Source organism: Affinundibacterium flavidum, assembly GCF_014284175.1.
Lineage (GTDB): Bacteria > Pseudomonadota > Gammaproteobacteria > Burkholderiales > Burkholderiaceae_D > Undibacterium > Undibacterium flavidum.
The window spans coordinates 73,578-87,817 of sequence record NZ_JACOGA010000003.1; the positions used below are offsets into that span (position 1 = coordinate 73,578).

General features: G+C 45.9%; 16 protein-coding genes. 8 read left to right on the plus strand and 8 right to left on the minus strand.

Going from position 1 to position 14,240, the window contains the following annotated elements:
• Window positions 1–83: 83 nt before the first annotated feature.
• The gene (locus tag H8K55_RS03840; RefSeq protein ID WP_186940719.1) at window positions 84–662 is read right to left on the minus strand and encodes an outer membrane beta-barrel protein; all 579 of its coding nucleotides are present in this window, start codon (window positions 660–662) and stop codon (window positions 84–86) included.
• Between the two features lie 387 nt (window positions 663–1,049).
• Here H8K55_RS03840 and H8K55_RS03845 point away from each other — a divergent pair, with 387 nt between their 5' ends.
• On the plus strand, window positions 1,050–1,484 hold the full coding sequence (locus tag H8K55_RS03845; RefSeq protein WP_186940721.1) for a hypothetical protein: 435 nt from the start codon (window positions 1,050–1,052) through the stop codon (window positions 1,482–1,484).
• Between the two features lie 52 nt (window positions 1,485–1,536).
• Here the strand turns inward: H8K55_RS03845 and H8K55_RS03850 are convergent, their stop codons facing one another.
• Both H8K55_RS03850 and H8K55_RS03855 read right to left on the minus strand, forming a co-directional pair.
• On the minus strand, window positions 1,537–2,016 hold the full coding sequence (locus tag H8K55_RS03850) for a WbuC family cupin fold metalloprotein (RefSeq protein ID WP_186940722.1): 480 nt from the start codon (window positions 2,014–2,016) through the stop codon (window positions 1,537–1,539).
• A gap of 13 nt (window positions 2,017–2,029) precedes the next feature.
• Window positions 2,030–2,410 (minus strand): nucleotide pyrophosphohydrolase, encoded by a 381-nt coding sequence (locus H8K55_RS03855; protein ID WP_230408479.1) that lies wholly within the window; start codon window positions 2,408–2,410, stop codon window positions 2,030–2,032.
• A gap of 261 nt (window positions 2,411–2,671) precedes the next feature.
• Between H8K55_RS03855 and H8K55_RS03860 the strand changes: the two genes are divergently transcribed.
• Window positions 2,672–3,484 carry a phasin family protein gene (locus H8K55_RS03860; RefSeq protein WP_186940724.1) on the plus strand — a complete coding sequence of 271 codons (813 nt, stop codon included), beginning with the start codon at window positions 2,672–2,674 and terminating at the stop codon, window positions 3,482–3,484.
• 131 nt (window positions 3,485–3,615) lie between these two features.
• On the opposite strand, the gene H8K55_RS03865 is transcribed toward H8K55_RS03860, so the two are convergent.
• The 5 genes from H8K55_RS03865 to H8K55_RS03885 form a co-directional block, all read right to left on the minus strand.
• A complete protein-coding gene (locus H8K55_RS03865) occupies window positions 3,616–5,922 on the minus strand; it encodes a xanthine dehydrogenase family protein molybdopterin-binding subunit (protein ID WP_230408480.1) in 2,307 nt (768 codons plus the stop codon).
• Entirely contained in the window at window positions 5,919–6,398 is a 480-nt protein-coding gene (locus H8K55_RS03870) for a (2Fe-2S)-binding protein (protein WP_186940725.1), read from the minus strand. The genes H8K55_RS03865 and H8K55_RS03870 overlap by 4 nt, the downstream gene beginning before the upstream one ends.
• A gap of 118 nt (window positions 6,399–6,516) precedes the next feature.
• Window positions 6,517–7,314 carry a DUF4124 domain-containing protein gene (locus H8K55_RS03875; protein ID WP_186940727.1) on the minus strand — a complete coding sequence of 266 codons (798 nt, stop codon included), beginning with the start codon at window positions 7,312–7,314 and terminating at the stop codon, window positions 6,517–6,519.
• 86 nt (window positions 7,315–7,400) lie between these two features.
• Window positions 7,401–8,168 carry a class I SAM-dependent methyltransferase gene (locus H8K55_RS03880; RefSeq protein WP_186940729.1) on the minus strand — a complete coding sequence of 256 codons (768 nt, stop codon included), beginning with the start codon at window positions 8,166–8,168 and terminating at the stop codon, window positions 7,401–7,403.
• A 600-nt stretch (window positions 8,169–8,768) separates the two neighbouring features.
• Entirely contained in the window at window positions 8,769–9,623 is an 855-nt protein-coding gene (locus H8K55_RS03885; RefSeq protein ID WP_186940731.1) for an HDOD domain-containing protein, read from the minus strand.
• A 230-nt stretch (window positions 9,624–9,853) separates the two neighbouring features.
• On the opposite strand from H8K55_RS03885, the gene H8K55_RS03890 reads away from it, so the two are divergent.
• The 6 genes from H8K55_RS03890 (at window position 9,854) to H8K55_RS03915 (ending at window position 14,206) form a co-directional block, all read left to right on the plus strand.
• A complete protein-coding gene (locus tag H8K55_RS03890; protein WP_186940733.1) occupies window positions 9,854–10,225 on the plus strand; it encodes a hypothetical protein in 372 nt (123 codons plus the stop codon).
• A gap of 40 nt (window positions 10,226–10,265) precedes the next feature.
• A complete protein-coding gene (locus H8K55_RS03895; protein WP_186940734.1) occupies window positions 10,266–10,997 on the plus strand; it encodes a flagellar brake protein in 732 nt (243 codons plus the stop codon).
• A 116-nt stretch (window positions 10,998–11,113) separates the two neighbouring features.
• Window positions 11,114–11,764: an alpha-ketoglutarate-dependent dioxygenase AlkB family protein gene (locus H8K55_RS03900; protein WP_186940736.1), complete on the plus strand. Its 651-nt coding sequence runs from the start codon at window positions 11,114–11,116 to the stop codon at window positions 11,762–11,764.
• Between the two features lie 192 nt (window positions 11,765–11,956).
• Window positions 11,957–12,331, plus strand: a complete 375-nt coding sequence (locus H8K55_RS03905) for a LiaI-LiaF-like domain-containing protein (protein WP_186940737.1) — start codon at window positions 11,957–11,959, stop codon at window positions 12,329–12,331.
• Window positions 12,332–12,412: 81 nt separating this feature from the next.
• Entirely contained in the window at window positions 12,413–13,114 is a 702-nt protein-coding gene (locus tag H8K55_RS03910) for a LiaF transmembrane domain-containing protein (protein WP_186940739.1), read from the plus strand.
• 27 nt (window positions 13,115–13,141) lie between these two features.
• Window positions 13,142–14,206: a sensor histidine kinase gene (locus H8K55_RS03915; RefSeq protein WP_186940740.1), complete on the plus strand. Its 1,065-nt coding sequence runs from the start codon at window positions 13,142–13,144 to the stop codon at window positions 14,204–14,206.
• Window positions 14,207–14,240 lie beyond the last annotated feature (34 nt).

Below are 14,240 nucleotides of genomic sequence, written 5' to 3' on the forward strand. Positions count from 1 at the left end.
GTTAGTTGCGACAAACCACATCAAGATCGCGCGCTCAACCGGTAAGATCTATTCAGATTTCAGCCAACACGATTAAAACGAATTTAGAATGTATATTGCACGCCAACCGAGAAATTATTCACAGAACTTTTCTCGTCACCAATCTTCACGCGACGTGTTTCTACTTCACCGCGTAAAGCGATTTCTTTGCTGACTTTATAGGTCAAACCAAAACCTAACACTGGTTGTGTCGAATTTGTGTCAGACGCCATTTTCACTATCGATGGCACGTTCGCGCTAGTATCAACAGAAACACGTGCCAGACCGAGTTTTGCGAAACCAGCAAAGTCGTCATTGAAATCACGCTTCACTACACCTGCAAGTTCAAAACCTGTGCCCTTAGCTTCGGCAAATCCAGTAATACCACCGGAGCTAGCGGTCGCTTTCATTTTACCCAATGAAAAGTAACTCGCTTCGAGTGCGAAATTCTTGTCCAGATTGTAGCCGCCTATCACTTTGTAGGAATTGCCAGTTTTATCGCAGCTCGCGCCTGATTGATTGCAATCGGCATTCCATTTAGCTTGACCAACTGTGCCAGCGACATAGACTTGTGCGGACGCGCTCGCTCCGACTACCAAACCCGCAACTAACATTAAGGATGCAAACAATTTTTTCTTCAACATATCGACCTCTGATTATCTATCTCTAACATCGTAGAGAAATAAAAATAAAAACGCACTTTGCTTCTATGTCTGCACCGCGATGGGTACACAACATGAGCGCGAGTCTAGAGATCGATTAACGAAAATCACAACGGCGATTATCAAGTCGTCTTTTATGATCTGCGTGGTACTAGCAAACAATACTTCTCCAAATACCAACTTGTGCTGGAACTTATATGAACATAGCCACCACATGCAGTGTGAATCAACATAGTTTTTATCGCAATAATGAAACACTTTTCCTTGAATCTATGCGTTAATTACGAATGGTCTATGTACGAACTACCTAGGCAAAAGATTACGAAATCAGATCGCTAGCAAGTACCAATTAATTGGGTTGAAAAGTTCATGAAGAAGATACATGGCGAGTGGGAAATCACTGTCATTCGGCAAATATTAATTCGGAGTACCGCAGGTGTCTTTAACGAAGAAGGCACACGCGCCGTTTTTGAAGAAACGCAAATGAAAGCGCCCATTGCTGCGCCTTGGGTTGGACTCACCAATGCCGAAAACTGGGAAATGTCTGGCGCCACTAGCCTGCAATTATTTCCGGGCATGCGCGAATGGGCGTTTGCACATCATTGTGTGGCGCTTGCGATTGTCGTTCCTAGCGAACTGAAGAAAAAAATCCACCAACATCAAACTGGAGACTTTGGACACGATCGCGTGAACTACTTCTCTAACCTGGAGCAAGCATGTGAATGGTTAACGGCTAAAGGGTTTCCGATTCGCGAGGAAGAATATCCGCATCGTGATTTTATTCGCCGAACCAAAGCTCCTTAATGGAAGTATGGAATCAAGCCACGAAATCAAAGTATGGAATCAAACTAGAAAGTCAAACTACAAAATAGCTGAGCATTTTCCCCAAGTAGTTCGCCGCCGCAGGATCACCTTCTGCCGGAGCCCAAGCTGCGCGCTCTTGTTCGGCAATTGCAAGGTAAGGCCCCGCCTTCGCCTCGAAAAACACCGACCCCGAACTCAAGGCCACCATGCTATGAAAAGTGCCGCTTGGAATATGGATCCCAAAGTATTCGGTCGCAGGCGCTAACACCAAACTTTGCTGCACAACACCGGATGCATCAAATAGCAAAACACCGACACGTCCCGCTACTACCACCAATGTTTCATCTTTATCGGCGGACAAATGACAATGTGGCTGCACGTAGGTACCAGGTTCTAGGGCATTCAATAATCGGTGGCAGGCCGCTTCATTATTCGCATGAAAGTTCAAGTTTTTACGCAAACGGGGGTTTTCTTTCGCCTGAGCCGATAAAATTTCTACCGTTTGTTGGCCTATGATTTGGATTGCTGTCATCACGCTTTACCTGTTATTTTTTCAATTCTGTGTATTTCAACGCCGAACCACGTGCAGTTTGTGCTGGGTATTTCTGCGCATTCAATTGTATTTTTTCATTGGCCGCTGCCAGTAGATCGACATCTAAACGATCTGCCAGCATCACCAGATAATTCAAAACGTCTGCCATTTCATATCGGATCGCGGTGTGTGTTTCGGCACTCAACTCCTCGATCTCACCGGTTTTCAACCATTGAAAAGGCTCTAATAATTCAGCTGCTTCTACTGAGAGCGCACTCGCCAGATTCTTAGGCGTATGAAATTGTTGCCAATCGCGTTCCGCGACAAAGGCCCGCAATTGATCTCGCAATTGCTGCAAATTTTGAATTTTTGCCGACATGGTTCCATCCGTCATCACTAACAAGCCTGCATTCTACGTGGAACTCACTCAAACAAAAATTGCATGTCGTCAAGAAATTGACTTTTCAATATCGCAATGCAGCAAATATTATCACTAAGACTCGCCATTTCTCTAATCTGGTAATACAATCGAGAATGCTGCAATGCCGCAACCACAAGGTAAATCAGCCCCAAGTGAATCGTTACTTGATGCCAGTATCAACAATTCATCAACAATTTTGGGGTTACAAACTCAATCAAACGCGAAGGAGGAAATATGATTTTTGTTTCAAACCAGCTCACCGCACAATCAACGCCAGGCTTCGAGCAACAGTTTGCTGCTTATAATAATCTGACACAATCTCTGAGCGAAGAGTTTGATCGCGCCACTGAATTGCAGGCGCAAGCCGTGCAAACCGCGTGGGAAACTTGGGGCGAATTTTGCAACGACTTAAGTTTTATCAAAGATCCGCAAGAATTTTTTATCCGCAGTAATAGCCAAGCCCATACTATCGCAGCACAAGGCCAGCAATATCTGCACGCGATGATCGCCCTACATCAACAGATACAAGAAAAATTTCTTGCCTTAGGCCAGACAATTTCCCCTATGATGTTAAATAGCGTTGTTGAAGTCATTCCATCAACTGAATTTACGCCTGCTAAGCAAGCAAATACAGCGACGCTCAAAGATATCAATCCAGTCACAGTATCCGTCGCACCTAAAACAACTCAACGAAAACCCCGTGCCATAGCAGTAAAAGTCGCTGCAGAAAAAGTTGCCGCAGTAAAAACTGCAACAGTGACTCAAGTTGCCATCAGCACACCAACACCAAAGGTTCGCCAAGTGAAATCTACCAAAAAGAATGAGGTCAATCCAAGCAGCGATGTGAGCTCAGATACATCTGCATCGCCATCAACAGCAACAGCAACTGCAGCAACAACAGCAACTGCGCCTGCAAAAAAATCCGCCGTAGTTGGCTTGCCATCTAAGCCTGCAGCAAAATCAGGATTCGCAGGGGCTGCCGGGCTACCAGACTACAAAGCAAAAAGCAGCAAAGCAACTGGCGCTAAGAAAAGAGTTCGTCAGTAATTCTTGTGGAGATTCAACTGACTTCACACAATATCGTGACTAAAAATAAACCCCGCCAATCGCTTTGATTGCCGGGGTTTATTTTTTCCAAACTAATTCCTACTTTGCAGGAATCGAATCTCAAGACCCACTCAAGACCAACGTAAATCACTACGCAATAATGGCAATTGACGTACACGCTTACCCGTCGCCGCAAAAATCGCATTGCACACCGCAGGCGCTAACGGCGGAAATGCTGGCTCACCTAGACCTGTCACAGGAAAATCACTTTTCACAAAATGAACGTCAATTTTGGTAGGCGAATCAGGCATACGCAATAAGCCATATTCATTGAAATTGCTCTGCACTACCCGACCACGCTGTATGTCTAATTCCGGGAACATCAGCGTGCTAATCCCATCGATCACTGAGCCTTGCACTTGATTTTCCGCACCACTCAAATTCACAATCTGTGAACCGATGTCCGTTGCAACCACCACGCGATCAACTTTCAATTGACCATCTTTGGATACTGTCACTTCTGCTACTTCAGCGATATAGCCACGATGACTAAAGTGGAAAGCGATACCTTGTCCCTGACCGCGCGGAAATTTACGTTGTCCCCACCCCGATTTTTCCGCGACTTCTTTCAATACCCGACGCATACGGCTGACGTTATACGGCTGACCGCGTTCACCCGTGCCTTGCATAATGTCCTTGTCACCCAGAATCTCTAAACGGAATGCCAACGGATCACGTCCTGCGGCATGTGCCAGTTCATCAATAAAGCTATGAAATACCCAAGCGAACACATTACTGCCGGGTGCACGCCAAGGCCCCATCGGCACCCCAGTTTCCATTGGCGTTTGTTCGAGTAAGCAGTTTTCTACCCAACGTCCTGGAAATTCTTCACCCGATAAGCTAGCACCGCTACCGGGTTGCAATACGCTTTTGCCATCACGCATGATGCGATTGGCAAAGGTGACGAAATGATTGTGCCAGGCCGTCAACTTGCCTTTGGCATCGACCGCGCCGCGCAAGAAATGGAAGCCGCCAGCACGATAATGATCATGCCGCATATCGTCCTCACGTGACCAAGTCAGCTTCACTGGTGCATTCACTTTCATCGCAATTGCCGCAGCTTCGATCACATAATCTGCACTCAAACGGCGGCCAAAACCACCGCCACTGCGGGTCATATGCAAGGTGATTTTTTCTTTAGGAATTTTTAAAACACTGGTGACAATTGCCTGCCCTGCCGCCGGATTTTGCGTCGGTGCCCACAGTTCTAAACTGCCATCTTCCGGCTTATACCAAGCGGTACAATTTTGTGGTTCTATACTTGCGTGCGAAATAAACGGATAGCTATAACTAGCTTCCACAGTCTTGGCAGCGTTTGTGAAGGCGGCGTTCACATCACCATCTTTGCGCAAATTAATCGCACCCGTTTGTTTCGATAAAGCCTGTGCTTTGTTACTAAAATCATCCCAGCTTTCATTGACGACTTTGCCTTCATCCCATACTACCTTCAATTGCTTACGTGCCGAAAAACTGGCCCAAGTCGATTCCGCAATAATTGCAACACCAGGCATTAGTCCATTGAGGTTATCGGTACCTTCGATGATGAAGGCGTCACGCACACCGGGCAAGGCCTTAATCGCTTCCAGATTGGCACTCACCACTTTACCGCCAAAGGCCGGACATTTTTCATAAACTGCATACAGCATGCCAGGTACTTTGACATCAATTCCGAACAAAGGTTTACCAGTAACGATGTCTTTGTTGTCCACACCACCGATGCGACTACCGATCAAAGTATATTTGGCCGGATCCTTCAACTTAACCGTTTTCACGTCGGGCACAGGCAAAGTTGCGGCCAAACTCACCAGACTCGCATAGGTGGCTTGGCGCTTACTCGCGGTATGAATTACTTTGCTTTTTTCCGCATGACATTCAGTCACAGGCACTTGCCATTTCTGCGCTGCGGCGGAGATCAACATCGTACGAGCCAATGCACCTAGCTTCAAGAATTCATCATAGTTCAAAGGGGTTGATAAAGATCCACCTGCGAACTGACCACCATAGGCTGGATTCAAATCGCCCTGAACTATCCTCACGTCTTTCCAATTCACTTCTAATTCTTCAGCAATCACCATTGGCAGTGAGGTCTTAATTCCTTGGCCAATTTCTGGTTGCTTAGATATCAAAGTGACGATGCCATCACTACTGATTTTGATCAAAGCACTTGGTGTGAAAGCGCTACCTTCTACCAGTTTAGCGACAGCCTGTTCTCCATCTGCAGCTTGAGCATGTAAGTTCCAAAAACTTCCCAAAACCAAAGCTGTACCGCCGAGACTAGTTTGCTGCAAAAAAACCCGACGTGAGGAGTTTTTAACAGATGTTTCAACAGATAGGTCGCCCACGAGAGACAACTCAGAATTCATTTCAGTCGTTTTCATTTTTTACCTTTCTGAGTACGGGCGATTTCAGCTGCGCGATGAATCCCAGCTCGTATTCGCATATAGGTTGCACAGCGACACAAATTTCCACCCATTGCGGCATCAATGTCTGCATCACTTGGTTTCAGATTATCTTTCAACAAGGCCGCAGCACTCATGATTTGCCCAGCCTGGCAATAACCGCATTGGGGTACATCTAGCTCTTGCCAAGCTTGTTGCAAAGGCGTCGCAGCCTTGGGGTCAACACCTTCTATCGTCGTCACTTTTTGACGACCGACGCTAGACACCGGCGTCATGCATGAACGCGTCGGCACGCCGTTAATTTGCACCATGCAGGCACCACATTGCCCCACGCCACATCCATATTTGGTACCGACCAAGTTAAGGGAGTCACGCAAAGCCCATAGCAAAGGCGTGTCTGGAACGACGTCTAGCGATTTCATTTCGCCATTAACGCTTAGTGAATACTTACTCATACATACTCCTAAAGATCGGGCTTTTCAATTTGCAATTGGGATGCTGCCTGTTTGTGCTATTTGTGCTGCGTGTGCTGCGTGTGCTGTTCTTTCCAGCAAATGCATGATCTGCCGCTGACTACTTGGCACATGCCTGTGCTATATCTTTGTCCAAACTACGTTTTTGCTGTTGCAGACTTTGCATGGTCGCGACATCAGCGCCTGCACGTAAATTCGCATTCACGATTTCTAACTGCGTTTTCAAATTAGGGCATGGCAAACGCTTTTTCGAAACGAGACTGTCGGCGTCTGCCGGATTGTTTTCGTTTGAACTTGCGCCAGTCGTTTTGTCTGATTGCGTCGCCTTCGCACTTGATCTGTCCGATGCTTTATCTGCGGCTTTATCTGCGGCTTTATCTGCAGCTTTGTCCGTCGTTTGCGTTGTTGGTTGTGCTTGTTGCGCTTGTTGTGCTTTGCGTAAAGCTTGCACCATCTCGGCTTCGGGTACGACACCTAAACGCTTGATAAGCTCTCCACGCAAGGCGCGTTCTTGCATGCAATTTTTTTCTATGTTGGTGCGAATATCATTTGAATTACCTCGCACCGCGTAGATATCGGCAATCAATTGACTTTGTTCATCGCTATTCGATTTCGCCAACAAATCATTTTTTTGCGCACCACCTTCGCGCATCCAAATAATTTTCTTCGCTTCGTCACCGCGCCGCTTGCAAACTGGGTCGAGTGCTTCTGGCGTATCCGCGGAATTTTGTGTACGTGCCTGGTTACTTCCTATGACTACGCCCTGCTGTCCATTGGCACAAGGTTTGTCTTGATAGTTGCTACCACAACGATACATAGTTTGTGACTGGGCACTCGCCGCAAGCAGGCTAAGAAAGATTCCTGTCATCGTGAAAGCAACTAAGAAACGCATCGACATAAGACTTTTATCCCATTCGGATCAACAAATAAAAAAACCCAAACAACACAGATGTGATGAATGGGTTTTCGTCATGCCAGCAAATTTTATGGCTTTACAAATTTCAAAGTCATGCGATCACTCTCGCCAATTGCCGTGTATTTTTCTTTATCTTTGTCTTTGTTCGCTAAGACTGGTGGCAATGCCCAAACACCGCCTTCGTGATTCGCATCATCCTTGGCATTTGCATTCACCTCTGACTTCGCAGCCAATTTAAAGCCTACGCTTTCCGCCAATTGAATGATGAAAGCTTCATGCACATACCCTGTGCTGGCTTTGGCATCTTGGGTCATACCAGAAGGCAGACGATGTTCAACAACGCCAAACACGCCACCTGGTTTCAATGCATCAAACGCACTTTGAAATACATCTTTCACTGCGCTGTCATTGATGGCGATCCAATTATGCACATTACGAAAAGTCAACACGACGTCGACACTATTCTTTGGTGCGTAATCAATTTTCTTGCCAGGTGCGAAATCACCATACACCGCTTTGTCATAAACTGCTGGCATGGCTTCTAATTTGGTTTTCAATCTCGCGCCAGCACCCGCCAAGATCAGTTTGCCATCTTTACGTACATAAGGAGCGAGAATTTCTGTGTACCAGCCGCCGCCAGGTGCCAATTCAACCACCGTTGATTTGGCGTCAACACCAAAGAATTTTAAGGTTTCATATGGATGACGCGCACCATCACGCACCACATTTTCAGGGCTACGCTGTGGATTTGCGATCGCCGCTTTCAAATCGTCACTAGCCAATACTGTTTGACTACCTGCGGCAAAAATTGCCAACGCCAATAATATTTTCTTCATCGCCACTTCCTTGAATTAAGTTGAACATCGAACGAGAATTCATCATCTACCGCTTGAAAAAACGAATCACTTAGATTGCGATTCGTTCTAAAAGGTAAATCGACTTATTAATCTAGGGTCTGTTGACATATATTTTAGTCAAGCGTTTCACTCAAAACGCAGGATGGCAAGGCGCATCTCGCCGCTGCGGCTGGCCGCCCCAGCAAGAGATGCAACGCTGTCCATCGTGCGTTTTGAGCGAAACCCTCCGGGAATGGCTCAAATGGGCACATGGCGTTGTTGCAATCTGCTTATAGTGCCCGCACTACCGCGCAGCTTGCGGTGCAGTCAGGGTTTCGGACAGCATGCTGTCCGCTGACGTAACGGAGTTCCCTTGCAAGGAAACTTTCCTATAGCGATAGCCTAGCCCTGTGCCCATTTGCGCGCATTCGCTTGCCTAAAATATGTGTCAATAGACCCTAGTTAGAGCAAACAATTCACAATTAGTTCATCAAATCTAACAATCGCTTTTGCAAATCTCGGTTCATCATCCAGCGCCTGAGGTTTTTAAATTAATGTGTTGGCCTTGTATTGGACTTGTATTGGCTTTGTGTTGGCGTTTTACGCGATGACTTTCAAAATATGCGCGATTTCATGTCGTGTCTCTATCATCAAGCGCTCAGTCTTTTCTTCATCAAGATTCAGATTCTTCAAGGCAACCGGCATGGCGTTCCAATCGATATCACTTAGGGATTGCTTGACGAAAGCGACATCCAGAAAATCTGCTGCAGCGATCACGTCGGTGAGTGTAGGACGACTATGTTCAGGCAGGTCTGTGCGTTTTCGGTTCATCACTGCTTCCCGAATGTCATCAGATACTTCCCAGCTTTCCAAGATCGCGACTCCGATATCAGCATGCCATTGATCAATCAAGTCCCACAAGGCTTCGCTTGAAGTAAAAAGGCCTTGATAATTATGCGCACGACTTAAGATATAAAATTTACCAATATCATGTAAGAGCCCTGCGACCATCGCTTTATCTGGGCTTAACTTTGTACGATTTTTGGCGATAACAAAGGATAAGGCTGCGACGCGCATACTACGTGTCCATAAACCTTCCATAGGTTCAGACATTGAAGTATCTTCTTGCTGATCTTTTAATTGCTTCATGCCAACAGAAATCGCGATATTTCTAACGACACCAAATCCGAGCAGAGTCACAGCAACGCGTAACTCTTCAATCTTCTTGGAAGTGCGATTAAACATCGGCGTATTTGACAACATCAAAATTTGTGCTGACAAGACTGGCTCGGTACTAATGATACGTGCCACCTGATCACCAGGCATATTGGCATCATCCAAAGCATGACGGATTTTCATCGTCGTTTTGAGTGATGTAGGAAATACCAAATTTCGGGACGATAACTCGGCACTCAGTCCCTTAATAAATTCAAATTCTGATTCTCGTTGATTCATTGCTAATAGTAAATAATTTCGTGAGTGACATTGTTTTTCGAATTTGCCATGGTAAAACAAATGCAGAACTTGGTGTCCATTTATCTCAATAAGCTGTTTTTTTTGTGGAAAAATCCATAATCACCACATCTAGGCGCAGAAACTGAACAAAAACACAGGCTTACCATTGGGGCAAAAGAAACTTTCTGGTAACCTAACTAACAACTTTAAATAAGCTCGGGAGAACCCGTATGTTTACCGAAGACGATTTTTTTGCGATTAGTAAGTTTTTAAAACTCGGTGTGCGGATCACGGTAAAAAACCCCATGGGACAAAACCCGGTATTTTCTACTAATTTTCCGAACCCAAAAGGTGGTACTGTCACAATCGAAGTAAGTAGTTTATACGATGTAGAGAAAAAATTACGTGCTCTGCTAGCCAGTGATATTCCCGTAAAAACCAAACTCACGCCGCTAACCTATCTGGGAACTAATTTCCAAGGTGTTTTATATTGCACCAAAGGTACCAATGATTTTGTAGTACAAGAAACGCGCAATATTTTTGGCATGGAGTCAAAAGCGATTATTCGCAGCGCGGAACATTTTATTCAGTTATTACAATAGAGTCTTACATGCTTCAAAGAATACATAGTAAAGGATGTCCATGTCGGCCTCGCTAAGCAATGAACAAATCGAGGATCGTTATTTTCTGCTTGGTCAGGTAGAAATTCTCAGCACGCTCAATGATCTCGCGCACAGACGAGAACCTGTCTCTGTCTATTTCAATGGTGGTCAACATTTCATTTTGAGCCTGATCTTATCAGCGCGCCCCGATGGACTGGTATTCGATCTCGGTGGTGATCCAAAATCAAATGCCTTATTAGAAAAAGCCCAGCAATGCGTTTTCATGGCGTTTCCAGATGGAATTCGAGTGCAGTTCAGCGGTTTTAATCCTCAACGTTTTGGTTGGGGTGATCAGGACGCATTTTGGGTACCAATTCCGACCAGAATTATTCGCCTGCAAAGACGTGAGAGCTATCGGAATTTATTACCGATAGCCAATCCTTTTCGTGCCAAATTGAGCGACCAGGATGGCGATTTGATCGCAAATTGGCCGATGCATGATTTAAGTGTAGGTGGTTTTGGCGTCGTGATCGATGGTGAGCCGAAATTCAAAGTAGGCGACACCATCCATAGGGTTTGGATCACGCTATCGCCCAAAACCAATTTGCAGTGCCCAGTCGTGGTCAGGCATATCACCCAAATCGACAAGAGCAAAGGAATACGCTATCAAATCGGCTTTAGCTTTGTTGATTTGCCACGCGCAATGGATATCGCGGTGCAAAGAACGATTATCAATATCGAATATGAGCGTCATCGCTTGTTAGGAAAATAATCAGGGAGCTTGCTGGATACCTCGATGTCGTAAGTCTACGCCTTCTTCCTCCTTAGGCTTGATCCAATCAATCCTGCATTTACGCATTTTTTCTACTTTTCATTTTTTCGCCCATCATGCAAGAATCTCTCTTCGATACTCCGCACAGAGGCGAACAAATACAATTAGAAGACGCGACGTTACTCTACTACCCGCGGTTTTATGACGAGGCGAAAGCAGACGAATTATTCCGCGTATTGCAACTGCAAATTCCATGGCGGCAGGAGCAAACACGTATCGCTGGCATACCACGTTTACAACCACGACTCAGCGCAGGGTTTGGTGATGCGGATGCAGAATATACCTACTCTGGCTTGCATCTGCTTCCGCTACCTTGGCATCCGCACTTGTTAGACATTAAGAACGATATTGAACATGCGATTGCAGGCGAAGTGAAGATGCGAGGACCTCAGCACTTTAATAGTGTTTTACTCAATTACTACCGCGATGAGCGCGACAGCATGGGTTGGCATAGCGACGATGAAACTGAATTGGGACTGCAACCCGTGATCGCCTCCTTGAGCTTGGGAGGTAGCAGGACTTTCGCGCTCAAACATCGGGAGCGTAAAGATTTGCGCTACAAAATACCCCTAGCGCACGGCAGCCTTTTAATTATGTCTGGCGATACACAAAGTCACTGGCTGCATGCGATCGCAAAAGAAACACTAGCCTGCGATGCCCGAATTAACCTGACTTTCCGTCAGATCTTCCCAAGCAAAATTATCTGAATTAGCGATAATTCTGCCTCAACTTCGTCATTCACCGACCCGTTTCCGCCATTCGCCGAATACGGCATGACTTCCCGAACCGCCTGTTTTATCTTATCGATGTGGCGCACGACATTGTGTGCCAAACGAATAATTTATCAAACCAAATACAGCTCACATCTGAGTTAAACGCAGACATCGAAAGGAAACATCATGTTATTTCGCAATCGCAGCAATCGCATAGATCGCATCAATGGCTACAACAGCAAAGATAACATCAGTTTCGGCATCGTCTTAATCGTCATCGGCAGCTTCTTCTTATTGGATCGTCTCGATATGATCAATGCCCGTGAATACTATCAATACTGGCCAGCCTTAATCGCCTTGTCCGGCGTGATCTGTGTTGTACGTGCAAGCCAACTTTCCGAAGTACTCGATGGTTTTATGCAGATCGGTATCGCTGCATGGTTGTATGCGGTGACTCAGCATCTATATGGCCTGACTTGGTCGAATAGCTGGCCACTCTTTATTATCGCGATAGGCATCAATATTGTGATCAAGTATTTTGCAGAAAAACCAAAAGCCTGATTCACACGCAGCCGCCATTCACCAGATCAATTTAATTCCCTGATATCCCCTATTTCGACGTCTCGTCTACAAAGGAAAATTATGAAAAACGCTAACCCACAACAGCGCCTCTTGCTCGGCGCCTTCATCGTGATCATCGGCGCATTAGCGCTACTCGATAATCTACGCATCTTCAACACCAGCGATCTGTTGCAATTCTGGCCTACAGTATTCGTGATTGCTGGCGCAATTAAATTATCTCAAGCAAATACACGATCCGGCTATATCGTTGGTGGTGGCCTCATGGCAGCAGGAACGATCATGACTCTCGGCCGTCTGGGTATTATCAGCATCCGTATGCGTGATTTGTGGCCAGTGTTATTGATTGCCGCAGGCATGCTGGTGATTTTTAAAGACAAAACGACGAGCTTAATACATGGCGTAAACCGCAATATTGCATCAGAAAACAATTCCAATGATTCTTTACTCGACATCGTAGCGCTTATGAGTGGTCATCAAGGGAATATCGCGTCTTCTGATTTTCGTGGTGGTGCGATCACAGCAGTGATGGGCGGTGTTGAGCTTGACCTACGTAATGCAGTGATTCAAACTGAAGCCGTATTGAACGTCACAGCATTTTGGGGTGGCATCTCATTGAAGATTCCTGCTGACTGGACGGTCGTCAACAATGGCTTTGCTTTCTTAGGTGGCATCGATGATTCTAGCGTGCCGACGATGAATGCGAGCAAGCGTCTGATTTTGACTGGCACTGCAGTGATGGGTGGAGTGGAAATTAAGAACTAAGTTTCGAACCCCAAAAAAAGAGTAACGATGAATCCTATCCTATCCAACCTGCGTCATATCAGCTTAAGTTACGCCATTTGGTTATTGGTAGGATGTTTGCTGGCAGCATTGTTGGTATTGACCAATAGCAGTCCCTGGAGCAATGCACTGCTTTTTGCGATTCCTATGAGCTTGGTATTTGGCGGTGTTGCTGCATCGGCTTACTATGTAGGCCGATCCTTACCGTTAAAAAACCGACGCTTTTTTATGGTTACGGGAATATTTGGTGGTGCGGCATTGTTGTATGGTGCGATCTGGGTTTTACTTTGCTTTTTGTGGAATAAAATTTGCGGCCTGTTTGCTGAAAACTGGGCTGGCATCGATCTTAATCAGCACTTGGCAGGCGTGCTTTTTATTTGTGGCACCTTGTTGTATCTGCTATCTATCTTGGTGTATGACGTCTTACTGGCGCTCGATAATGTGCGTCAGGCAGAACGTCGTGAAGCAGCATCAGAAGTCATGGCGCGTGATGCTGAATTGCAAGTACTACGCACCCAAATTAATCCTCACTTCTTGTTTAATAGCCTTAACTCGATCAGCGCCTTAACCGCAATTGATGCCGCCGGTGCACGCAGCATGACGATAGAATTAGCGCAATTTTTTCGACAAACTTTGGCCTTATCTGAGAAACAAAAAATTCTGTTGCATGAAGAAATCGCGCTATGCAATCATTTTTTGGCGATAGAAAAAATCCGCTTCGGCAAGAAACTACAAGTGCAGATAGAACTCGATGTACAAGCAGAAAACTGCATGATCCCACCTATGCTGTTACAGCCCTTATTGGAAAACGCGATTAAGCACGGCATTCGGGATCTGGTCGACGGCGGCACGATTCTGGTCTGTACCAAAGTGCGTGCGCCCTGGCTGTATATTGCGATTGAGAATCCTGTCGATATCCAAGCAAGCCCGGCGGCAGGAACTGGCACCGGACTCAAAAACCTGCAAGCGCGGATGCGTAGTTTATATGGCGACAAATCCAGAGTTGAATGGCAAGCCACCGAAGAACAATTCCGGGTTGAGATTACTCTGCCTTTAGAACTCAGCAATGCTTGAATCATCCGAAACAACTAACCCCACAGAAATAATC

What these genes read in the sequence shown, in the direction of transcription:
- H8K55_RS03880 (WP_186940729.1), bottom strand. Translation starts at nt 8,168, where the DNA reads ATGAAGAAAATATTATTGGCGTTGGCAATTTTTGCCGCAGGTAGTCAA.
- H8K55_RS03915 (WP_186940740.1), top strand. Translation starts at nt 13,142, where the DNA reads ATGAATCCTATCCTATCCAACCTGCGTCATATCAGCTTAAGTTACGCC.
- H8K55_RS03855 (WP_230408479.1), bottom strand. Translation starts at nt 2,410, where the DNA reads ATGACGGATGGAACCATGTCGGCAAAAATTCAAAATTTGCAGCAATTG.
- H8K55_RS03850 (WP_186940722.1), bottom strand. Translation starts at nt 2,016, where the DNA reads ATGACAGCAATCCAAATCATAGGCCAACAAACGGTAGAAATTTTATCG.
- H8K55_RS03845 (WP_186940721.1), top strand. Translation starts at nt 1,050, where the DNA reads ATGAAGAAGATACATGGCGAGTGGGAAATCACTGTCATTCGGCAAATA.
- H8K55_RS03905 (WP_186940737.1), top strand. Translation starts at nt 11,957, where the DNA reads ATGTTATTTCGCAATCGCAGCAATCGCATAGATCGCATCAATGGCTAC.
- H8K55_RS03860 (WP_186940724.1), top strand. Translation starts at nt 2,672, where the DNA reads ATGATTTTTGTTTCAAACCAGCTCACCGCACAATCAACGCCAGGCTTC.
- H8K55_RS03865 (WP_230408480.1), bottom strand. Translation starts at nt 5,922, where the DNA reads ATGAAAACGACTGAAATGAATTCTGAGTTGTCTCTCGTGGGCGACCTA.
- H8K55_RS03870 (WP_186940725.1), bottom strand. Translation starts at nt 6,398, where the DNA reads ATGAGTAAGTATTCACTAAGCGTTAATGGCGAAATGAAATCGCTAGAC.
- H8K55_RS03875 (WP_186940727.1), bottom strand. Translation starts at nt 7,314, where the DNA reads ATGTCGATGCGTTTCTTAGTTGCTTTCACGATGACAGGAATCTTTCTT.
- H8K55_RS03890 (WP_186940733.1), top strand. Translation starts at nt 9,854, where the DNA reads ATGTTTACCGAAGACGATTTTTTTGCGATTAGTAAGTTTTTAAAACTC.
- H8K55_RS03910 (WP_186940739.1), top strand. Translation starts at nt 12,413, where the DNA reads ATGAAAAACGCTAACCCACAACAGCGCCTCTTGCTCGGCGCCTTCATC.
- H8K55_RS03895 (WP_186940734.1), top strand. Translation starts at nt 10,266, where the DNA reads ATGTCGGCCTCGCTAAGCAATGAACAAATCGAGGATCGTTATTTTCTG.
- H8K55_RS03885 (WP_186940731.1), bottom strand. Translation starts at nt 9,623, where the DNA reads ATGAATCAACGAGAATCAGAATTTGAATTTATTAAGGGACTGAGTGCC.
- H8K55_RS03840 (WP_186940719.1), bottom strand. Translation starts at nt 662, where the DNA reads ATGTTGAAGAAAAAATTGTTTGCATCCTTAATGTTAGTTGCGGGTTTG.
- H8K55_RS03900 (WP_186940736.1), top strand. Translation starts at nt 11,114, where the DNA reads ATGCAAGAATCTCTCTTCGATACTCCGCACAGAGGCGAACAAATACAA.